This window comes from Flavobacterium taihuense (assembly GCF_019351435.1).
GTDB lineage: Bacteria > Bacteroidota > Bacteroidia > Flavobacteriales > Flavobacteriaceae > Flavobacterium > Flavobacterium taihuense.
The window spans coordinates 62,113-84,150 of record NZ_JAHWYN010000017.1 but is presented as its reverse complement, the minus strand read 5'-3'; the positions used below and the strand labels follow the sequence as shown (position 1 = coordinate 84,150).

23 protein-coding genes are annotated in these 22,038 nt (G+C 36.5%); 11 read left to right on the top strand and 12 right to left on the bottom strand.

Annotated features, from left to right (window positions below; all coding sequences use genetic code 11):
- Positions 1-243: 243 nt before the first annotated feature.
- The 3 genes from KZH69_RS16535 to KZH69_RS16525 form a co-directional block, all read right to left on the bottom strand.
- On the bottom strand, positions 244-1,701 hold the full coding sequence (locus KZH69_RS16535; RefSeq protein ID WP_255558346.1) for an FAD-dependent oxidoreductase: 1,458 nt from the start codon (positions 1,699-1,701) through the stop codon (positions 244-246).
- Positions 1,702-2,220: 519 nt separating this feature from the next.
- On the bottom strand, positions 2,221-2,586 hold the full coding sequence (locus tag KZH69_RS16530) for a VOC family protein (RefSeq protein ID WP_219318584.1): 366 nt from the start codon (positions 2,584-2,586) through the stop codon (positions 2,221-2,223).
- Positions 2,587-2,592: 6 nt separating this feature from the next.
- Complete coding sequence (locus tag KZH69_RS16525; RefSeq protein WP_219318583.1) at positions 2,593-2,958, bottom strand: iron chaperone; 366 nt, start codon at positions 2,956-2,958, stop codon at positions 2,593-2,595.
- Between the two features lie 238 nt (positions 2,959-3,196).
- Between KZH69_RS16525 and katG the strand changes: the two genes are divergently transcribed.
- Positions 3,197-5,437: a catalase/peroxidase HPI gene (gene katG, locus KZH69_RS16520; protein ID WP_219318582.1), complete on the top strand. Its 2,241-nt coding sequence runs from the start codon at positions 3,197-3,199 to the stop codon at positions 5,435-5,437.
- 73 nt (positions 5,438-5,510) lie between these two features.
- Here the strand turns inward: katG and KZH69_RS16515 are convergent, their stop codons facing one another.
- The 3 genes from KZH69_RS16515 to KZH69_RS16505 all read right to left on the bottom strand — a co-directional run bounded on the left by KZH69_RS16515 (position 5,511) and on the right by KZH69_RS16505 (position 7,034).
- Positions 5,511-5,972, bottom strand: coding sequence for a VOC family protein (locus KZH69_RS16515; RefSeq protein ID WP_255558342.1), 462 nt, complete (start codon positions 5,970-5,972; stop codon positions 5,511-5,513).
- 215 nt (positions 5,973-6,187) lie between these two features.
- Complete coding sequence (locus tag KZH69_RS16510) at positions 6,188-6,577, bottom strand: DUF1398 domain-containing protein (protein ID WP_219318581.1); 390 nt, start codon at positions 6,575-6,577, stop codon at positions 6,188-6,190.
- A 22-nt stretch (positions 6,578-6,599) separates the two neighbouring features.
- The gene (locus tag KZH69_RS16505) at positions 6,600-7,034 is read right to left on the bottom strand and encodes an acyl-CoA thioesterase (protein ID WP_219318580.1); all 435 of its coding nucleotides are present in this window, start codon (positions 7,032-7,034) and stop codon (positions 6,600-6,602) included.
- A gap of 395 nt (positions 7,035-7,429) precedes the next feature.
- Here KZH69_RS16505 and KZH69_RS16500 point away from each other — a divergent pair, with 395 nt between their 5' ends.
- Entirely contained in the window at positions 7,430-7,981 is a 552-nt protein-coding gene (locus KZH69_RS16500) for a DUF4494 domain-containing protein (RefSeq protein WP_219318579.1), read from the top strand.
- Between the two features lie 420 nt (positions 7,982-8,401).
- On the opposite strand, the gene arsB is transcribed toward KZH69_RS16500, so the two are convergent.
- From arsB to KZH69_RS16470, 6 genes are all read right to left on the bottom strand, one after another.
- Positions 8,402-9,469 carry an ACR3 family arsenite efflux transporter gene (gene arsB / locus KZH69_RS16495; RefSeq protein WP_219318578.1) on the bottom strand — a complete coding sequence of 356 codons (1,068 nt, stop codon included), beginning with the start codon at positions 9,467-9,469 and terminating at the stop codon, positions 8,402-8,404.
- 117 nt (positions 9,470-9,586) lie between these two features.
- Entirely contained in the window at positions 9,587-10,219 is a 633-nt protein-coding gene (locus KZH69_RS16490; RefSeq protein ID WP_219318576.1) for an arsenate-mycothiol transferase ArsC, read from the bottom strand.
- Between the two features lie 153 nt (positions 10,220-10,372).
- Positions 10,373-10,843 carry a DUF6428 family protein gene (locus KZH69_RS16485; RefSeq protein ID WP_219318575.1) on the bottom strand — a complete coding sequence of 157 codons (471 nt, stop codon included), beginning with the start codon at positions 10,841-10,843 and terminating at the stop codon, positions 10,373-10,375.
- A gap of 66 nt (positions 10,844-10,909) precedes the next feature.
- Positions 10,910-11,242 carry an ArsR/SmtB family transcription factor gene (locus tag KZH69_RS16480; protein WP_219318573.1) on the bottom strand — a complete coding sequence of 111 codons (333 nt, stop codon included), beginning with the start codon at positions 11,240-11,242 and terminating at the stop codon, positions 10,910-10,912.
- A 202-nt stretch (positions 11,243-11,444) separates the two neighbouring features.
- On the bottom strand, positions 11,445-12,683 hold the full coding sequence (locus tag KZH69_RS16475) for an NAD(P)/FAD-dependent oxidoreductase (protein ID WP_219318572.1): 1,239 nt from the start codon (positions 12,681-12,683) through the stop codon (positions 11,445-11,447).
- A 103-nt stretch (positions 12,684-12,786) separates the two neighbouring features.
- Positions 12,787-13,854, bottom strand: a complete 1,068-nt coding sequence (locus KZH69_RS16470; protein ID WP_219318571.1) for a class I SAM-dependent methyltransferase — start codon at positions 13,852-13,854, stop codon at positions 12,787-12,789.
- 204 nt (positions 13,855-14,058) lie between these two features.
- On the opposite strand from KZH69_RS16470, the gene flxA reads away from it, so the two are divergent.
- The 9 genes from flxA (at position 14,059) to KZH69_RS16425 (ending at position 22,033) form a co-directional block, all read left to right on the top strand.
- Positions 14,059-15,579 carry a flexirubin biosynthesis tyrosine ammonia-lyase FlxA gene (gene flxA / locus KZH69_RS16465; RefSeq protein WP_219318570.1) on the top strand — a complete coding sequence of 507 codons (1,521 nt, stop codon included), beginning with the start codon at positions 14,059-14,061 and terminating at the stop codon, positions 15,577-15,579.
- 72 nt (positions 15,580-15,651) lie between these two features.
- Positions 15,652-16,383 carry a flexirubin biosynthesis SDR family reductase FlxB gene (flxB, locus tag KZH69_RS16460; RefSeq protein ID WP_219318569.1) on the top strand — a complete coding sequence of 244 codons (732 nt, stop codon included), beginning with the start codon at positions 15,652-15,654 and terminating at the stop codon, positions 16,381-16,383.
- A gap of 16 nt (positions 16,384-16,399) precedes the next feature.
- A complete protein-coding gene (locus KZH69_RS16455; RefSeq protein ID WP_219318567.1) occupies positions 16,400-17,659 on the top strand; it encodes a beta-ketoacyl-[acyl-carrier-protein] synthase family protein in 1,260 nt (419 codons plus the stop codon).
- Positions 17,628-17,882, top strand: a complete 255-nt coding sequence (locus tag KZH69_RS16450) for an acyl carrier protein (RefSeq protein WP_219318566.1) — start codon at positions 17,628-17,630, stop codon at positions 17,880-17,882. The genes KZH69_RS16455 and KZH69_RS16450 overlap by 32 nt, the downstream gene beginning before the upstream one ends.
- A complete protein-coding gene (locus KZH69_RS16445) occupies positions 17,882-18,763 on the top strand; it encodes a lysophospholipid acyltransferase family protein (RefSeq protein ID WP_219318565.1) in 882 nt (293 codons plus the stop codon). Before KZH69_RS16450 ends, KZH69_RS16445 begins: the two co-directional genes overlap by 1 nt.
- A gap of 297 nt (positions 18,764-19,060) precedes the next feature.
- Positions 19,061-19,966 (top strand): NADPH-dependent FMN reductase family protein, encoded by a 906-nt coding sequence (locus tag KZH69_RS16440; RefSeq protein ID WP_219318564.1) that lies wholly within the window; start codon positions 19,061-19,063, stop codon positions 19,964-19,966.
- A 5-nt stretch (positions 19,967-19,971) separates the two neighbouring features.
- Complete coding sequence (darB, locus tag KZH69_RS16435; protein WP_219318563.1) at positions 19,972-21,105, top strand: dialkylresorcinol biosynthesis protein DarB; 1,134 nt, start codon at positions 19,972-19,974, stop codon at positions 21,103-21,105.
- A complete protein-coding gene (locus KZH69_RS16430) occupies positions 21,105-21,545 on the top strand; it encodes a hotdog family protein (protein ID WP_219318562.1) in 441 nt (146 codons plus the stop codon). The genes darB and KZH69_RS16430 overlap by 1 nt, the downstream gene beginning before the upstream one ends.
- Before the next feature lie 17 nt (positions 21,546-21,562).
- On the top strand, positions 21,563-22,033 hold the full coding sequence (locus KZH69_RS16425) for a hotdog family protein (RefSeq protein ID WP_369410670.1): 471 nt from the start codon (positions 21,563-21,565) through the stop codon (positions 22,031-22,033).
- Positions 22,034-22,038 lie beyond the last annotated feature (5 nt).

The following is a 22,038-nucleotide window of genomic DNA, read 5'->3' as shown; positions in this document are numbered from 1 at the left end:
CAGATTAGTTAATTCAAGATCTTGAGGTTGAAATACTCTTATTCTAATCGCTATGATTTGGTTATAAAGTAATGTTGGCACTCGTTGCAAACGAGCGCCAGTGAAAGTATTATTTCGATAGTTATTCGAACAAAGACTTTTATTTTGGATTTGTTAGGTTTATTCTTTGTCGAGAGAGTATAAATTACTTATCACAAGAGCTTTGGGGTTTAATTCGCATTGTATCTCATTTTGAACAAATTCTCACTGTAAATCGTCTTTTTTCTTTAGACACCGTCCTCTAGGTTCATCCCCCTTATGAAGTACAATTTCGGAATGTAGGAACTCTGCGGCGGCGGCGGAATCTTTCACTTTGGTGGCAGAGCGTTGTAACATTTCTGATTCAAACTCCGTTAATACACTTTCTCTCAGTCCAGTTTTTCTCCATTGCGATGCAGTTCTGCATCCTTTTGAAATTCCCCGAGCCAGTGTGAGTGCATCCAGCAGCGCTTGATTTGCCCCCTGTCCTTTGAATGGACTCATTGGATGAGCTGCATCTCCGATCAGGGTAACTTTTCCTCCTTTTTTCAGTAATTCTAACTCAAGCAATTCACGGTCATAAACAGGATAGCCAGAAATCTGAGTTTGTAGTGTCGCCGCTAAAATCTGAGGAATGGGATCGTGCCACTGCGTTCTGAGACACGCTTCTTCCTTGAGTGCTTGAGGTCCTCGAGCGCTTAGTACCTTAGCCTCTTCTTCGGGCATTGGGAAGCTAAGTTGCCACATCACCGAGTCTGACGTATAAGGCATCATGTAGATTCGTTCAGTGCCGTTGGCGGTTTGAAATACAGTAGCCGAATCCAGCAAAGAATTAGTAAGACCATCGAGAGACCTCAAAGGACAAATACCCAATATTACGATACAGCCTAGGTAACGTAAAGGGGTAACATGTTCACCAATGAGCAACCTTCGCACCGAACTACGAATACCATCAGCTCCAACCACAATGTCTGCCTTCGCGTTCTTAATTTTTCCATCCACTTCAAAGGTCAGTTCAATACCTTCATCCTCACATTCCTTAAAATGGACTAACTGGTGCCCCCATTGTAATGTGTCATTTCCGCCCAGTTGCTTAAGTAGTGCTAAGCGCAAAGACTGACGTGCGATATGCACATTGGTACGTTTCGGATATGTTTTCACATCTGACTGCGTCCATTTTCTCACTCCCCATTCACCTATTATTTTTCCTTCTGTCGTATGAACCACATGCCTTGTTGAAATGACTCCTTCTTCTAACGAGAAAATACCCAATCCTTCTATTGCTTTACTTGCTTGTTGCAAAGTAAGTCCATATCCTTGAGATCGAGCATCAAAGTTACTATCGCGTTCATAAAGTGTAAAGGGGATTCTGCGGTGCAAGCAGGCCACAGCTAGAGCCACGCCTCCTATACCACCGCCAATAATAGCAACATGTGGGTAGTTTTCTTTATCTGGTATAGGAGGATCGGCAGAATGAATTAAACCAGATCCGGAACAGTTCAAGCAGATGTATAGGTGACCCGCAGGATGCATTGGGGCCGTCCCTTCGCTGTTCATTTTTTCAAATTGATCTAATGCCTTCTTATATTGGCGTCGCACCTTCATGCTGAGTCCTCGACTTTTTTTACCGCGTCCCTTACATTCGGGACATATAGTCCAGCTTGTGGCTGAATTTCCCCTCATTTTCACTTCCTTTTTATTTAACATAATCTAGATTCCTCTCAATATAAAAAAAAATAGCCGATACAATTGATGCTGGGCTTAATACTAAAAAAGTAGTGATTGTAATTTTTTTGGTTTTTATGTGATTAAACATGAGTGTTTTATGTTTTTTAGTGTTCACATTGTTTGACCGTTTGCAATCAATGAAAACGAGTATTTTCGGTGGGACAAAAATACGATTAAAAACAGTAATATAATTTTTTATCATTCTATAATCCTTAACCCTTGCTCAAAACCATCAGGGCGACACCGAAAATTTTAGATCTTCTATTTTTTGCTTTGCTTAATGTTTTTTTGAATCATTTAATTTGTACATTATTTGTTATTTAGTTTTTTATATATTTTAGAAATAACTGTTCTTTTGAAAAACAATGCCCTAGCCCTGATGGGAACGGCATCTCCCGATTTATGAAAACAAGGCTTTTTTGCCGTAGTTTTTGTTAATCGGGAATACAGTGGACAGCAGGAACTGGCTCCAAATTATTTGTAGAATTCTCCAATGTGCCATAGAATTCCGGAGGGATCATGAATAAAGCATTCTTTGCCCCAATCCATTTCGCGTACTGGGACGAATTTTGCACTTTTGTATTTGGCGGTCAAGTTTAATTTAGTGAGTGCTTCCCAATACAGATTGACATCTTCGACTTCCAAAAAAAGCATAGTGTTGTCAATCCAGTCTTTGGAATTGTAATCTTGTAGATAAAACCCAATTCCTTCGGTTTCGAAATACGAGAAATTGGGAGCCAAAATGCTCTCTCTAAAACCTAGATCTTGATAAAAACTTCGGGAAATTTCAAAATTTGTGGATCCAATGAAAGGACGAATTGATTTGGCTTTGTGTTGCATAGTGTTTTATTTTTTAAATTGTTGTTCATTTTCTTTTACTCTAAAGACAACAATTTGTTCTATCAGCCAGTATGGAATTGGGTGGTCAACAGGGAACTGAACCGAACCTTTTCCTTGTTTGTAATTGGAAAGTTCATTGGCAAACTCAGTATGTCCGGTTGGTGTTGCATAAAATCCGATATGATTTTTGTAGCCTGCAAAATAGACCAATGGTTTTCCATTTGTCTTGTAGGTGGGCATTCCATACGAAATACTTTCAATTGCTTCTGGCGCCTTGTTCTTAATTGTCGCACGAACATTTTCCAAAAGAGATTGAATTTCTTTTGGGAAAGTGGAGATGTATTCGTCAACAGTTTTAAAATCAGTTTTCATAGGTTTCCTTTCAATTTGTATGATACTACTGTTTCTCTTTTTTAAAGTTGGATACGTTAGAAATTGAATGTTTTATGTTAAACGAAAATACAAATAAAAAAAGATATTTCAGTAAAGTAAAGAACTATTCTAAACTGCGGTTTTTGCGTATTTGTATAGATTTTATCTATTGAAAAAATAATTTAGATAAGAAATAATTTAATAAATTCGTATGTAAGTTTTTAAAAATCATCATATTATGGAAAATAACGAAAATCAGAGTGCATCGTTCGATGTCAATTCAAACGGGGAAGGCAAATGCCCGTTTTCAGGAGCTGGCTCAAAGCAAACTGCAGGCTCTGGCACAAGAAACAGTGACTGGTGGCCTAATCAATTAAAACTAGGTATTCTTCGTCAACACTCTTCATTATCTAATCCAATGGGAGAAGGGTTTGACTATGCCGAGGCTTTCAAGAGTCTTGATCTAGCTGCCGTTAAGAGAGATCTTTTCGATTTAATGACAGATTCGCAAGATTGGTGGCCAGCAGATTATGGGCACTATGGGCCATTCTTCATTCGGATGGCGTGGCACAGTGCAGGTACCTATCGTATTGCGGATGGACGCGGAGGAGCGGGCTTTGGTACGCAACGATTTGAACCATTAAATAGTTGGCCAGACAATGTGAATTTGGACAAGGCTCGTTTGTTGCTATGGCCTATTAAGCAAAAATATGGAAAGAAAATTTCTTGGGCTGACTTATTGATTCTTACCGGAAACTGCGCATTGGAATCTATGGGTTTTAAAACTTTTGGGTACGCTGGAGGACGCGCTGATGTTTGGGAACCTGCAGAAGATATTTATTGGGGATCCGAAGGGAAATGGTTGGACGATAACCGCTATTCGGGTGAACGCGAATTGGAAAATCCTTTGGCAGCCGTTCAGATGGGATTGATTTATGTGAATCCAGAAGGGCCTAACGGTAATCCTGACCCAGTTGCTTCGGCCATTGACATTCGGGAGACTTTCAAGCGTATGGCTATGAATGACGAAGAAACCGTTGCGCTTATCGCAGGTGGACACACTTTTGGTAAAACACACGGAGCTGCCGATCCAAATGTATATGTTGGGCCAGAACCTGCCGCTGCGGGAATTGAGGAACAAGGTCTTGGTTGGAAAAATACTTTTGGCACCGGAAATGGCGAGTATACTATTGGTAGTGGGCTAGAAGGTGCTTGGACTACTACGCCTAATAAGTGGAGTAATAATTACTTTGAAAATTTATTTAAATTTGAATGGGAATTATCGAAAAGTCCAGCGGGTGCACATCAGTGGAAACCCAAAGATGGAGCAGGAGCCGGTACCGTGCCAGATGCTCACAATCCGGCAAAGAGTCACGCACCGACCATGCTTACCGCTGATCTTGCCTTGAGAGCAGATCCTATTTATGAGAAAATTTCAAGACACTATCATGAAAATCCAGATGAATTTGCCGATGCGTTTGCTCGTGCATGGTTCAAATTGACTCATCGTGATATGGGACCTATCACACGTTATCTAGGTCCAGAGGTGCCAAACGAAGAGCTCATCTGGCAAGACCCTGTTCCTGTGGTAACCCATCAATTAATAGAGGATAATGATATTGCGGATTTGAAGTCTAAAATTCTGGCTTCAGGATTATCTGTGTCTCAATTGGTTTCAACAGCTTGGGCTTCGGCGTCGACTTTTCGTGGTTCTGATAAACGCGGTGGTGCAAATGGAGCCCGTATCCGTCTTGCTCCGCAAAAGGATTGGAAAGTGAATAATCCGACTCAACTTTCGAATGTGTTAGTAACTCTTGAAGCAATTCAGACAGCTTTCAATAGCGCCCAATCTGGCGGAAAGCAAGTATCGCTGGCTGATTTAATTGTTCTGGCTGGAGGTGTAGGAATAGAGAAAGCTGCTCAGCAAGCGGGACAAAATGTAACTGTTCCTTTTACACCAGGAAGAACTGATACTACACAGGAAAAAACAGATGTTGAATCTTTCGGTGTTCTTGAGCCTGAGGCTGATGGATTCAGAAATTATATGAAAACCCAATACACCGTTTCGGCAGAGGAAATGTTGGTTGACAAGGCACAGCTTTTGACACTTACAGCGCCCGAAATGACAGTGCTCGTTGGTGGTTTGCGTGTTCTGAATGCAAACTTCGATCATTCTAAACATGGAGTATTTACGAGTCGCCCTGAGATATTGACTAACGACTTTTTCGTAAATTTACTAGATTATGGCACAACGTGGAAAGCTTCTTCGGAATCTAAAGAAGTATTTGAAGGTCGTGATCGCAAGACAGGTGCTTTGAAGTGGACAGGAACGCGTGTTGACCTGATCTTCGGTTCCAACTCTGAACTTCGCGCTATTGCTGAGGTTTATGGATGTGCAGATTCGCAAGAGAAATTCATAAAAGACTTTGTAGCCACTTGGAACAAAGTGATGAATTTGGATCGTTTTGATTTGGTTTAATACGAATTTTTTAAGAGTAGAAAGGTGGTTTGGAAGCAGACCACCTTTTTTAATTATTCAAGTTGTACTTAGGTTATTGTTTTTGTGCAGCGCTATTAACCTCAATCCAATAACCATCTGGATCCTGAAAAAATACCTGCTTAATACCATCCGCTCTAATGTTTATTTTATGCGCTGCTCCAGGCCAATCAGAATACATGATGTTAAACTTATCGAGTGTGATTATAAAATCATCAAAATTTGGTGTAGTTAGAGCAAGGTGAATGGCTTTGTTGATAGTAAAGTTTTCCTTTATAGTGGATATAAGATGTAATTCTTTATTATCACCTAAAGAAAACCATCGAATTCCGTCCATTTTGGTCCGGTTCGTAATTTCCTTTAAGTTGAGTACGTTCATGTAAAAATCAGCAGAAATGTTAACTTCTTTTACTGATAAAGCTGCATGATTAAAAGTGAGGTCATATGAATTGCTTTTTTGAGCATGAAGAAGGTTCATAAGTAAAAGAAATAATGCTAAAAGTTTAATTTTTTTCATTACCAATTTAATTTAATTGATGCTTACTCTTTTCGGTTTTCAGCTTATCCGTATTAATTGGTTGTTTACAATTTTACGCTGGCTTGATCAGGTCGGGAAATATAATACAGCGCATTTTCAGTTTAACGAAAATAGCAATTAAAGTTGAAATCACACAAAAGGTACACTCTCCAGTAGTAAAATCTTTAGAGATGTGACTTTTTTGTATTTTATAACTAACTCGGGATTTTTTCAATTAAAATGGGAGCACCTGATTGATCCAAATAAGTGCAGGTCATTTCTATAATATTCACGCTCCATTTTGCAATACCACATTGCCCGGCATGATTGCAGAAAGTGAGGTAATCGGTTTGTCCGTCTTGGTGTATAACCAAAAATTCAATGAATCGTTCCTTGTTGGCAAATGGAGCAATAGTGATGTTGGCATAGGTGTCAGTTGCTACCGCGCGAAAATTATTGGCACCAAAATATTCTACATGACCGTCATTGACAAAGGTGTCATAACCTTGAACTCCTAATGCAATTAACTCCTGAATGTAGGCAGGGAAATCGGCTCCCGATTGTACTTTGGAATGGGCCTCTTTTATTTGAGCAATGGTAAACATAATGAGATTGAATTTGGATTAATTATAAGGCAATAAAATCGGCTGTTTTAGGAAAAGTACTCAATGCATCAACCACAATTTGTGGAGTAGGAGAGGCCAGTTTTCTAAGTTTGGTATCCATCCAAGCCCCATCAACAGTGATTACGGCGCACAAAACCTCTTCTCTGTAAAACTCATGAACAATAGACCAGCGAGAAGCATCGGCTTTCATTTTAGCCATTTTGGTTTGCATAATTATTTCGTCAGAGAGATTGATTTCTTTTCTAAAAACGCATTCCTCTCGAAATAATATCGGGCCAACATGTTCCTTTTGCATCACTTTTAATGTCAGTCCTAATTGTGCGAGAATCTCCACACGGTGCTGCGCTCCAAAATCATAATAAGCACTATGGCGTAAGTGAAAATTGGGGTCTAAATCAGACCAACGAAAGGATAGTTGTTTGCTAAATGTAGCCATAGAATTTTAATTTATATTCGGTTTTTACAAGCAAAGATAGAGAGGATTTTTACATTGACAAAGTGGTATTGCATTAGTAGTTGTATTTGGGCGTGTCCTCGTTGCACAACATTTGGGTTTGCAACAAGATTTCTGGAGCAACGAGGTCAGGCTGTACGCTATATTCCCGATTAACAAAAACTACGGCAGAAAAAGCCTTGTTTTTCTAAATCAGGAGATGCCGCTTCCATCCTTCACGCGTATGATGGCATTGAAAAATAGTTGTAGAATTCGAAGACCTAATTTGAATTACAGAATGTTGGGTTTGATAGAAATAAATTGTGAATATCTATTTTCTAAATTATGATTTTTATTTGCTGTAAAATCTATCTTTGGCTTCCTTAAAAAAAAGAAAGATGAGCACAATTTGGTACGAATGCAAAGTAAAATATAGAAAAACAGACGAAACTGGTGGACAAAAAGTTACGACAGAACCTTATTTGGTAGATGCCTTGTCCTACACGGAAGCAGAAAGCAGAATTAATGAAGAAATGTCTGCTTACATTAGTGAAGAGTTTAAAATCACAAATATAAAAGTGGCTAATTATGCCGAGATACATCCTTTTGAAAATGCTGATCGTTGGTTCAAATCAAAAGTTTCTTTAATGGCGTATGACGAGGAAAGCGGAAAAGAACGCCGATCGAATATGTATCTTTTGGTACAAGCCAATGATGTAAAAGAAGCTTATGATAATACACTCCATGTTATGAAAACTACCATGGGTGAGTACAGTATTCCAGCAATATCAGAATCTCCGATCATGGATGTTTTTCCTTATTTCAGTGGAGAAGAAGGAGAAACAGAGCAATTGGAACGATTCAACGCACTGAAAGCGTCAAAACCAGCAACAGCTGAGGTTGAGGATACGATGGAATTTGATCCGGAATATATAGAGGAGACTGTATAGTTATGTATTGTAACGTTAAGTGATAAAAACAAAAAAGAGGACTTTTTAGTCCTCTTTTTTGTTTAGTGACAACTTGTTTGGATTGAATGAAAAATAGCAGTTTTTAAAAACCTTTTAGGTTTAATCTGATGATGATTATTATTTTATTTCGATCCTTGATTCGAATTATGTATATCTATTTGTGAAATGGGGCACTCAAGAGATAACAAGCTGACGAAGTAAATTTCATTGAATATTTTTTATTACATTCAAAAAAACAAACTGTAATCCCAAATTTTCTGGAATTGCAGTTTATAATATTTTTGAAAATAAATGATCTTATGAAAGCGGAAGCTCTAGCCCTGATGGAAACGACATCCTTTTGTGCCGGGGTTCGGCACAAAAGATATAGTGTACAGCAGGAATTAGCTTCTAATAACACTACTCTATTGCATAATATTTTTTCCTGAACCAAAAGGCGACATTGACCAAGGCGATTAAAGCGGGAACTTCGACTAGTGGACCAATGACACCTGCAAAGGCTTGACCGCTATTGATGCCGAAAACGCCAATGGCTACGGCAATGGCTAACTCAAAATTGTTACCCGTTGCGGTGAAGGCAATGGCGGTGGACTTGGAATAATCGGCGCCAAAGTATTTTCCGATGAAGAAACTCATAACGAACATAATGACAAAATAGATCACTAACGGTATGGCGATGCGCACGACATCCATTGGAATTTGAACGATTAATTCTCCCTTAAGGCTGAACATTAATATGATGGTGAATAATAAGGAAATTAAGGTAATAGGGGAGATGAAAGGCACGTATTTGGTTTCAAACCACTTCGCTCCTTTGGTCGCAATTAAGGCATAGCGACTGATGATTCCTAATGCGAAAGGAATTCCGAGGTAGATGCCTACACTTTCGGCAATTTGCCCAATGCTGATGTTGACTTCAAAGCCGTGATACCCAAAATAAGGAGGAAGAATGGTGATGAAAACATAGGCATAAACGCTGAACATTAATACTTGAAAGATGCTGTTGAGGGCGATTAATCCTGCTGCATATTCCCGGTCTCCATCGGCTAGATCGTTCCAGACTACGACCATGGCGATGCAGCGCGCGAGTCCGATGAGGATAACGCCAATCATGTATTCGGGGTAGCCGTTTAGGAATAGTAAGGCGAGGGCAAACATTAAAATTGGGCCAACAATCCAGTTGAGAAACAAGGATGCGCCCAGTACTTTGGTGTTTTTGAATACTTCGCCCATTTGCTCGTATTTGACTTTGGCGAGGGGCGGGTACATCATCAGGATTAGTCCGATGGCTAGAGGGATGTTGGTTGTTCCGCTAGAAAACGAGTTGATGAATCCGCTACTTGAGGGGATAAAATAGCCAATGGAAACTCCAACAGCCATAGCCAGAAATATCCAAAGGGTTAGGTTACTGTCGAGGAATCCTAATTTTTTTCGCTCTAAAGCGGGAGCACAATTGTTTGCTGACATAATTTATTTTTTACCTTTCATTTTTTGAACCATTAAGGGATTAAGATTAGTTTAGTATTGTTTTGCAATACTCTAAAACTTATTTTGCTTAATTTCTTAATGGTTGAAATTTTGAATTTAATTTTTTATTTGGGAGAAAACATAAAACAGTTCGGTTGCAATTTGGATGCTGCGTTCCTGATATTTTTCGGCTTGTTGTGGGGTATTGTCAAAGGCTTTTGGATCTTCGTAGGTGATTGGAATTCGTTTTTCGGCTCCTGCTATGAACGGACAACCGTTATCGGCAGAGGAACAAGTCAAGATTGCCGCAAACTCACTTTTTGGGTTGAAAGCGTCGTCATAGGTTTTGGAAAAGCAAATCAGCGGGTGATCGTTTTCGCTGTATTTTACGCTATACACTGGATTGTTGCCTTCGGAAAGGGTTTTTATTTGGAAACCCGTTTGGTGCAATGTTTGGGCTACCATGGGGAATAAAGCGGTGGCCTCGGTTCCGCCCGAATAGCTAAATACGTTTTTGATGTTGTAATAGGCCGCTGCGGTTTGCGCCCATATTTGGGACAAATGGCTTCTGCGGGAATTGTGTGTGCAGATGAAATTGAGTAGGATGTCTTCGTTTGCCGTTACTTTGGATTGGATGAAATCAATAAGTGGTTGCAAAATGATTTTGCGTTCGGCTGAAATGCTTTCAAAATTAAACGTATCGATGGCGCTCTTGATGGGAGCGAATAGGGTGTTCTTGGTTTGGGTCATTTGGAATTAGTCTTTGATTGATTAAATGTAAGATGAATATTAGTCATCGATAATACGGATTGAACTGATTTTTCACGGATTAAAAAATTCATTCGAAAATCCGCGTCAACCTGTTTAATCCGTGTCATCTATGTGCCATTTTTTAACTTGCGCTTAGCAACATCCTCCACCAGGAGTGCAACAGCTGGTTTCGTTTCCTATTTCGGATAATTTTACTTTTTGTTTTTCTTGTGGAGGACAACATTGATCTAAAGCCAAACAGGCGGTTTGTTTGTTTAACAGTAAAAAGGTCTCTCCATTATAACCCAAATCATATTTCCCGATAGTGTTATCTTGGTATTCTACCTCAATTTCAAGGTCTTCAAGCTCCAGTACTTTTTCGGAAAGAGCGATAATATCCAAAAGTTTTTGTGCTTTCAAACGGTGGTCAAAATCATTGGCATCCCATAATTGAAAATTCACAACCGATTCCTTACGTAGGGTTCCGCCACAGTCAATGAAGTTTTTAGTAATCATTCCAACCTCGGTTACGTGGAAATGTTCGGGTACGAATGTGCCGTTTGGCAACTGAAAAGTCACTCCAGTTGCAGTGCTTAAGTGTTTTTTAATTTCTGATAGTTTCATGATACGAAAGTTTAAAAATTTAAAGAGTTTATAAGTTTAAGTTGGACTCAATTCTTGATGCTTTAACTAACAACAACTATTTTTTCTTTTGTCGAGATAGGTATTGACATGTCGAAAAAATCCTTTTATTTTATCGAAACCTACTTCATTTATGCAATAACAAATTGCATTTCCTTCGAAGTTTCCTTTTATCAAACCTGCGTTTTTCAATTCTTTCAGGTGTTGAGAGATTGTTGGTTGTGCAAGCGGTAATTCGTTTACAATGTCACCACAAATACAACTTTCTACTTTGATTAAGTATTGTATAATGGCAATGCGAGCTGGATGACCTAATGCTTTGGTTAGAATTGCTAATTCGTTTTGCTCGTCTGTAAAGTGTTCTGTTTTAGTGATTCCCATTGCGATATATTTATATTGCAATATTACGATACATATTTAATATAAAAAAGCAAAATCGAATAAATTTTGCTTTTAAATAAATTTTTGAAAGGGTTGCAAATGTGTTTAGGTAACCCAAAAATGAGATTAATGAATGTTTATTTTATTACAATTTTAAGTGTATCGGGCAAAAAAAAACTAACTGTGAACTAGTATTGTAGATTTATTCGCCTCCCATTTGGAGTATGTGTGCCATATTTTTGATTAGATTATCATGTTTTTTTACAAAAGGATTGTTCTCATCCCAAACATAACCTGCAAGAACTGCGCATATTTTTCTCTTTACATCTTGATTCTCTGGCTGGTGAAAAAACAAGGTTTGCAGGTTTCCTGTGTACCATTCTTTTACGTAAGTGGTAAAAACAGCAATTCCTCTTTTCATATAGCCAGTAAATTCGGTTTCCCAATCTACAGTAATTCCCTGTGATTCTTTGAGGTATAGTTTGGCTGCAAGCATACCGGATTCGGTAGCAAATGCGACACCTGATGAAAACACGGGATCCAAAAACTCGGAACTGTTTCCTGTAAGTGCAAAACCATCTCCATACATTTTTTTGACTGATCGGGAATAGTTTTCTAATTTGATAGGCTTGAATATAAAATCGACACCTGAAAACCGTTTGATATAAAATTCAGAAAGCTGTATGGCATTTTTCAACGCTTCGACATTGTCTTTGTTGGCAGAAAGCGAATTGATAAAATCCGTTGGTCCCACAACGCCAAGACTTGTGTTACCATTTGAAAAAGGGATAACCCACAACCAAACTTCGGTTTCCAAAATGTCAAACGAAATCATCGTCCCTTCTTCTCCTTCAGGACGGTTGATATCTACTACATGGGTAAAAATAGACGAATGAGGATCTAATTGTGAAGGCGTGTCCAAGTCCAAAAGTCGAGGTAAAACTCTCCCGTACCCACTGGAATCGATGATGAATTTAGCGTGAATTTCTTTTAAATGACCATCTTTATCTTTAACGACTGTTGTTGAGTTTTTTCCTTTAAAGCTTACCGAAACAACTTCTGATTCAAATTCTAAGTCAATGCCTTTTCGAATCACTTCCTGTGCCATGGTGTTATCAAAATCGGCTCTGGGCACCTGCCAAGTCCAGTCCCAGCCTTCAGAGAATTTATTGCTAAAATCAAAAATACATATTTCTTCTCCTCTGATAAATCTCGCACCCAGCTTTTTTTCGAAGTTCATGGCATCCAGACATTCGAATAATTCGGCTTCCGCAAAATGATCCATGACTCTTGGAATTAGGCTTTCGCCAACAACAATTCGCGGAAATTTTGTTTTTTCTACGACCTTAACTTTGATTCCTTTTTTATGAAGATAAGCTGCGGATACACATCCGGATGGTCCTGCTCCTATGATTAAAACATCTACGGATTCTTGTAACATTTATTTGTTGTAATTTAAGTTTTTGTAAAGAGATGTGCAATTTTTATAGTGTTGACTACAAATATGCTGTAAACGAATAATGCAAATTTAAAGATTTATTGAGTTATAAAATTCTTTTTTTGCATTTAATCAAGGTATGGCTTATGCCAATAATTTCATGCATTTCATCTACTAAAAATCCAGCTTTTTCGATAACTTTTAAAATGTCTTTTGAATGATACATTTGGCTATTTCCATTGGCAACAGCTGTAAAATATAGGGAAGTGGCATGTAAACTGTAAGTTGATGCTTGGAATCTTTGTAAGTCCCAAAACGTTTCTAGTATATAGAAACTGGCATTTTCTGACATGGCTTCGTAAGCTCTTCTGAAAAGACCATAAATTTCGTCTAATGAAAAACAATCAATGAATTGACTCATCCAGATGATGTCAAAGCCTTTTGGGAATGGAATGGAATTGTCCAATAAATTGATAGCTATTGTGGAAATTCGATCTTCAAAACCTGCCTCGGTTATTTTTTTTCGAGCTACATTAGTTTGTCCAGGCAGATCCAAAATGGTAATTTTTACGGTTGAATCGTATTGGGCACATTGTAATGCAAATTTTCCAGTATTGCCTCCAACGTCCAAAAAAGATTTTGGATTATTGTCAAACAAAATGGGCATGATTTCCGGAAAAGTATAATCGGAATAAAAGTGGTCAAAGTCAAACCAACTTTTTTTGATTTTTTCGGGTAATTCAGATAAACCAACATAAACCGTATCCCAATTCCCCAATTCTTTTAATCCTTCTGGTTTGCCATTAATTATAGATTTTTCCAAATGATTAATAGCGAGATAATTGACATCTTGGGTAAAATCCATATTAATATTGGTTATTTCATCTCTCAAAACAAAATAACCCGTTTTTGTGAGAATAAATTCATTGTTTTTTAGATAAACCATTTCTAAACTTAGACCGGCTTCGAGTAAAACTTTTACACCATAGACGGATAAATTCAATTCGGTTGCAATAGTTTCTATGCTTGCTTTGTCTTTGTTAAATAAGTATTGCAAAATACCCAGATTTCGGAGAGATTTTGCAGCTTGGAACATAATTGGGGCAAATGCAATTTTTTGAGCATCTAAATTAGCTTGAAGAACATTTTTTTTGTCGGAACCAAAATCTTTCATTTTTATTTTGATGTTTTAAGAGGTGTTGTAAGTGGTTGTTTTTGTTGTTGTTATGTTTGTGTTTGGTTCTTGGAAAACAAAAAAATATTGGTTTACTAATTTTAGCGATATTGTGCTACATTTGTTTATTCAAATTAACCACATTAAATTCTAAATAAAAATTAAATTTTGATATATTTAGTTGTAAAAAATAATACTAATTGAATGAATACTATAAAGGAATATTTAAGTCTAAAAGAGTTTGAATCAGTAATCTTTAATAATGATAAAATAGATATTAGCCAAGCTGTTTTAGATCGAGTTAATGAAAGTTTTGATTTCCTAAAAGGATTCTCAGTTAATAAAATTATTTACGGCGTAAATACGGGTTTTGGACCAATGGCTCAATACCGTATAAAAGATGAAGATCGCATACAATTGCAATATAATTTAATACGAAGTCATGCTTCGGGAACAGGAAAGCCCTTGAATGCAACTTGTGTCAAAGCAGCAATATTGGCAAGGCTAAACACACTTTCTTTAGGTAATTCGGGTGTTCATCCTTCGCTAATTCAATTGATGAAAGAATTAATCAATAGAGATATTACTCCGTTAATTTTTGAACACGGTGGAGTAGGAGCCAGCGGAGATTTAGTGCAATTGGCTCATTTGGCTTTGGTTCTTATTGGAGAAGGCGAAGTTTTTTATAAAGGGGAAAGAAGACCTACTCAAGAGGTTTTTGCTATTGAAAAGCTAGAACCGATTCAGGTAGAAATCAGAGAAGGGTTGGCTCTAATGAACGGAACGTCTGTAATGACTGGAATTGGGGTTGTCAATGTTTTTCATGCGAATAAATTATTGGACTGGTCAATTAAATTTTCATGTGCCATTAATGAAATTGTGCAGGCATATGACGACCATTTTTCGGAAGAATTAAACAATACAAAACGTCATAAAGGGCAACGTGAAGTTGCTTCAAGAATGAGAACCAACCTTGACGACAGTACTTTAATCAGAAAAAGAGAAGACCATTTGTATTCTGGAGAAAATACCGAAGATATTTTTAAGGAAAAAGTTCAAGAGTATTATTCGTTGCGTTGCGTTCCTCAAATTTTGGGGCCGGTGCTAGAAACCATAAATAATGTGGCTTCTATTTTGGAAGAAGAATTCAATTCGGCAAATGATAATCCGATTATAGATGTAAAAAATCAACACGTGTATCATGGTGGTAACTTTCACGGAGATTATATTTCCTTGGAAATGGATAAATTGAAAATCGTAATAACCAAATTAACGATGCTTGCCGAACGTCAGTTGAATTATTTATTGAATTCAAAAATTAACGAAATTCTGCCTCCATTTGTAAATTTAGGAACGTTAGGATTTAATTTTGGAATGCAAGGCGTACAGTTTACGGCGACTTCAACAACTGCCGAAAATCAGATGTTGTCGAATCCAATGTATATTCACAGTATCCCAAACAATAATGACAATCAGGATATTGTAAGTATGGGAACGAATGCTGCCGTAATTACATCAAAAGTTATTGAAAATTCATTTGAAGTCTTGGCTATCGAATTGATAACTATTGTTCAGGCAATTGATTGTCTGGAACAAAAAGACCAAATTTCATCTGTGACCAGAAAAATATATGATGATATTCGTGTCATTATTCCAAGGTTTGAAAAAGATCAGGTTATGTATCCTTTCGTACAAAAAGTGAAAGAGTATTTGATTTATAGCTAATCTTTTGACAATAATCTAAAATCTGCACACGAGCCCAAAGGGCGAACTGGCGAAGCAATCTAAAATAAAAATATGAAATGTGCATTGGTAACAGGGGGATCTCGAGGAATTGGTAGTGCTATTTGTGAAAAATTAGCGCAAGACAGCAGCTACCATATTTTGATTAATTATCATTCCAACAAGGAAGCTGCCGAAAATACATTAGAAAAAGTAATTGCAAACGGAGGCACAGGTGAAATTATTCAGTTTGATGTGGCCAATTTTAATGAGGTGCAATCAGTATTGACGCTATGGCAAGAGGCAAATCCTGAAGCATTGGTTGAGGCGATTGTGAACAACGCAGGAATTACCAAAGATGGTTTGTTTATGTGGATGAGTCCAGAAGATTGGTCCAGTGTTGTGAATACCAGTTTGAATGGATTTTTTAATGTGACCAACTTTTTTATGCAAAAAATGTTGCGCAATAAATACGGACGAATTGTAAATATGGTATCCCTATCGGGAGTAAAAGGAACTGCAGGGCAAACTAATTATTCTGCTGCAAAAGGAGCTATAATAGGGGCAACCAAAGCTTTGGCACAAGAAGTGGCCAAAAGAAATATCACTGTAAACGCAGTAGCTCCAGGTTTTATAAGAACAGATATGACCAGTCAGCTTGATGAAAAAGTACTGATAAAAATGGTTCCCGTAAATCGTTTTGGTGAAGCCGAAGAAGTGGCGGATCTGGTTAGCTTTTTAGTATCCAAAAAATCGAGCTATATTACCGGCGAGATTATCAATATTAATGGTGGGATTTATTCATAAAACAGTATAAAAGAAAATGAATAAGAGAGTTGTCATCACAGGAATGGGGATTTATTCTTGTATAGGAACATCGTTGGACGAAGTAAAGGATTCTTTATATCAAGGAAAATCAGGTATTGCATTTGATCAAGAGCGCAAAGAATTCGGTTTTCGATCCGCTTTAACTGGAATGGTTCCAAAACCAGATTTAAAAAATTTACTTACGAGAAGACAAAGAATAAGTCTAGGCGAAGAAACAGAATATGCTTATATGGCAACGGTTGAAGCATTAAAAAATGCCAATATGGACGATGCTTTTTTTGATGAAAACGAAGTTGGAATTATGTATGGCAATGATAGTGTATCAAAAGCTGTTATTGAAGCAACAGACATTATTAGAGAAAAAAAAGACACTGCTTTGATTGGTTCTGGAGCTATTTTCAAATCCATGAATTCTACAGTTACGATGAATCTTTCGACTATTTTTAAGTTGAGAGGAATTAATTTGACGGTTAGTGCAGCTTGTGCCAGCGGATCACATTCTATTGGATTGGCCTATTTTTTGATAAAAAGCGGGTTTCAGGATATCATCATTTGCGGAGGCGCACAAGAAATTAACAAATATGCTATGAGTAGTTTTGATGGTTTGGGTGTTTTTTCTCCCAGGGAAGAAGAACCGACCAAAGCTTCAAGACCTTTTGATATTAATCGTGATGGTTTAATTCCTAGTGGAGGTGGTGCTACTTTAATATTGGAATCGTACGAATCAGCGATAAATAGAGGAGCTACTATTTTGGCAGAAGTGGTGGGTTATGGATTTTCGTCCAATGGTGGTCATATCTCCACGCCAAATGTCGAAGGGCCATCTATAGCGATGCAAAGAGCTTTGGATGAAGCCGGAATAAAAGCCAGTGAGGTCGATTATATTAATGCTCACGCTACATCAACACCAGTCGGTGATGACAATGAAGCGAAAGCCATATTTGAAGTTTTTGGAGAAAGTAACCCTTATGTGAGTTCTACAAAGTCAATGACAGGACACGAATGTTGGATGGCAGGAGCCAGTGAGGTTATTTATTCTATTTTGATGATGCAAAATGATTTCATCGCCCCAAATATTAATTTGGAAACTCCAGATGAAGATGCTGCAAAATTAAATTTAGTTAAAACCACTTTAAATAAAAAAATTGACATATTTTTGTCGAATTCCTTCGGTTTTGGAGGGACGAATTCGGCATTAGTAGTTAAAAAGTATAAAGAAAGTAATGAACAAAGAAGTAATCATAGAGAAGATTAATGCGTTTTTAATTGATGAATTTGAGGTCGATAGTGATGATATTCAGTCAGATGCAAATTTAAAAGATACCTTAGGATTGGATAGTTTAGATTATGTTGATTTAGTGGTTTCTATCGAGTCAAACTTTGGTGTAAAATTAGTTGAAGCAGATTTTGTAGGAATAGATTCATTTCAAAGTTTCTATAATCTAATCGAAAATAAATTAAAAGCAAAAGCTAATTAATGAGTCAATGGGATGGAAAATCTAAAGGCACTGTTTTAGGATACAAAATCTTTGTTTTTTTTATAAAAAATGTAGGTGTTAAATCAGCCTATCTGATTCTTTATTTTGTAGCAAGCTATTATTTTATTTTCCTAAAAAAAAGCAATACCTCAATCTTTTATTATTTTAGAAAAAGATTGGGGTATTCTTATTTTAAATCTAAGAGAATGGTTTTTAATAGTTATTACACTTTTGGCCAGACTATTATAGATAAAATTGCGATTGGTGCCGGATTGAAAAATAAGTTTACTTATGAACATGATGGGAGAGAGATTCTTATCAAACTTTTAGAAGAAAAAAAAGGGGGAGTGCTTATTAGTGCCCATATTGGAAATTTTGAAATCGCCGAACATTTTTTTAGCGAGATTGATGTCAATTTTCAAATAAGCTTGGTCACTACCGATTTAGAGCATTCTACCATAAAAAAATATCTGGAAAGTATTACCCATAAACCTACTGTGAATTTTATACTGATTGGCGATGATTTGTCTCATATTTTTGAGATTAATTCGGCTTTAGCTAGGAACGAGTTGGTTTGTTTTACAGGAGATAGGTATTTTGAAGGGGTAAAATCTTTAAGTGAAAACTTATTAGGCGAGGAAGCACTTTTCCCCGCTGGTCCTTTCCTAATTGCCTCTCGATTAAAAGTTCCTGTTGTTTTTGTATATGTAATGAAAGAACCCAATTTGCATTACCATCTTTATACCAGAGAAGCGAAAGTGATACATCGTGACGAAAAAGGATTACTTAAAGAATACGCCGAAAGTGTAGAAACTATGGTAAAAAGATATCCTTTGCAGTGGTTTAATTATTTTGATTTTTGGAATCAAATCAATGATTAATAACAATTATTTAATTTTTTATTTCATTTTGGGCAATAGTAGTTTTGTTTTAAATGTAAATTGCTTTTGATCAATAGTTTAATGATAAAAAAACAAATTGATATAGGAAATAGACTCCAATTATAATTTGTGTGAATTTTGATGTTTTTCCATAACTATTTGATATTAAAGTGTGTAATTTTCGTTTCTAGCCTTTAATCTGAATAATATGTCCTTTTTTGGCTTTAGAGAAACAGACGACTATTAGCATAAAATATAAATTTAAGTTAAATTCGCTTTTATAAAAAATTAACCCCAATGAAGAACGTCCTTGTAATCTATTATTCTCAATCGGGACAACTGGAATCTATTGCCAGAAATATTGCAAAACCACTTTTGAATTCAACGGATATAAATGTGTCATTTTATGAAATTCAGTTAGATAAACCGTTTCCATTCCCTTGGACCAATGAAGCATTTTTTGGAGCTTTTCCTGAATCATTTTTGCAAATCCCAAGTGCATTGAAACCAGTCCCAGAAAAAATAATGAACACAAAATTTGATTTAATTCTTTTAAATTATCAAGTTTGGTATTTAACACCTTCAATTCCTGTGAATTCTTTTTTGAAAAGTCCAGAGGCTAAAGTTTTATTGAATAATACTCCTGTTGTGACGATCAATGGTTCCAGAAATATGTGGGTTATGGCGCAAGAAAAGGTCAAAGTATTGTTGAAACAAAATAATGCAGTACTAAAAGGGAATATTGCTTTGGTGGATAGAGTAGGCAACTTGATAAGTGTTATTACAATTGTAGAATGGATGTTTTCGGGTGTAAAAAAAAGATATCTGGGAATCTTTCCTTTACCAGGAGTTTCGAATAAAGATATTGCTGAATCTACAAAATTTGGAGAAACAATTCTTTCCAATTTGGAACAAAATAATTTAGATAATTTACAATCAAAATTAATAGAAATTAATGCTGTAAAAGTTAGTTCTTACTTGGTTACCGTTGATAGAACAGCCAATAAAATTTTTGCAAAATGGTCTAATTTAATCATCAATAAAGGAGAGTCCAGAAAATCTTGGGTGAAAGTTTTTAAAGTGTATTTGCTATTGGCTATCTGGTTAATCTCACCAATAGTTTATATATTGCACGTTCTTACTTATCCCTTCAAGATGCAAAAAATAAGGAAAGAATTAGACTATTATAAAGGAATAAATTAGATTATATGTTTGATGTATATATTACAAAAGCGGCCAAATGTTTGCCAAATGGCGCTATTTCCAATGATGAAATGGAAGATTATTTGGGTTTAATAAATGAAACCGCTTCCAAAGCCAGAAGGCTAATATTAAGGAATAATAAGATTGTTAGTCGTTATTACGCTCTAGATAAAAACGGAAAAAGTACTCATAATAATGCCGAATTGACCAATACTGCCATTCTAGGATTATTTGATGATCGTTTTACGGCTCATGACATGGAATTATTGTCTTGTGGGACAACTACTCCAGATGTTCTTGTGCCTTCGCATGCATCGATGGTACATGGGTTATTGAAAAACAAAACACTAGAATTAAACTCTTCATCAGGAGTTTGTTGCGCTGGTATGAATGCTTTAAAATATGGCTATTTATCTATAAAATCCGGTAATACGCAAAATGCAGTTTGTACGGGCTCCGAGAAATTGTCAACCTGGATGCGTGCGGAGAAATATGAAAATGAGGTGGTTAATTTGAAGAATCTGGAAGAGCAGCCGATTTTGGCTTTCAAAAAAGATTTTTTGAGATGGATGTTGTCTGATGGGGCTGGGGCTTTTTTATTGGAAAATAAGCCAACTGGTGCCATTTCTTTAAAAATCGAATGGATGGAAGCTTTTTCGTATGCATTCGAACTGGAAACCTGCATGTATGCAGGTGGTGATAAACTGGAAAGCGGAGAAATAAAACCTTGGAATGATTACAACCCAGACCAATGGCTGAATGAATCTTTGTTTGCTTTCAAACAAGATGTTAAATTATTGGACGAATTTATTTTGGTTAAAGGGGCTGAAAGTATGGGCGAAGCGTTGTCCAAAAACAATGTTTCGGCAGATGAAATAGATTTCTTCCTGCCTCATGTTTCTTCGCATTATTTTGTGGATGGATTGAGCAAAGCGTTGGCCGAAAGAGGTATGGTAGTCCCAATGGATAAATGGTTTATGAATTTGGCTTACGTAGGCAATGTAGGTGCAGCTTCCATTTATCTGGCTTTAGAAGAATTAATGAATTCCGGCAAATTAAAAAAAGGGAATAAAATTCTTTTATCTGTTCCGGAAAGCGGACGTTTTTCTTATGCTTATGCTTATTTAACGGTTTGTTAATGGCAACGGCTGAAAATAATTTTTTAGGAGATAAAGCTTTTGTCGAAACTTTAATTCCCCAACGATTCCCATTTGTAATGGTGGATAAATTGTATTCGTATTCAGAAACGGAATTGGTTTCAGGATTTACGATACAAAACCATACCATTTTCTTTGAGAATGATAGTCTTGCTGAACCAGGATTGATAGAACACATGGCGCAGTCGGTGGCACTGCATACGGGATATCAATTTTATTTAAGGAACGAACAAGCACCAACTGGTTATATTGGTTCTATAAAAAATATTGAAATACTAAAACTGCCTAAACTTCATGAAGAGATTAGAACTAAAGTTTCTATTTTGCAGGAGTTTGCTGGTATTACTTTGGTTGATGTTGTGACCACATTAAACGATGTTGAAATAGCTAAAGGTCAATTGAAGACTGTTTTGGCTAAATAACTGATAACACCAACACCGTGAGTAAAAAAGAAACTTCAAATCCAGTTGATATAATTAAGTATTTGCCTCATCGGGCTCCAATGCTAATGGTGGATATGATTTTGGAAATGGATGACGAAAAAGTCGAAACTATTTTCGAAATTAAAGAGAACAACATATTTATTGAGAATGGTTTTTTTACGGAATCAGGTTTAGTTGAAAATATGGCGCAGACGTGTTCTTCAGTAGTTGCCAAGGATTATTTTGTAGATGAAAATAAAAATGATAAGATCGATGTTAATGTAGTTGGCTTCATTAGTGGGATCAAAACATTAAATATTCATTTTTTACCAGAAGTAAATAATGTTATTTATACAAAAGCACTATTGGTTTCAAAATTTATTACCGAATCATATAGTTTATGTACAATGAAATGTCAAACTTTCAGAGCTGATGAATTACTTTTGGAAGGTGAAATTACATTGTTTATTCAAGAAAATAAATCATAGAAATA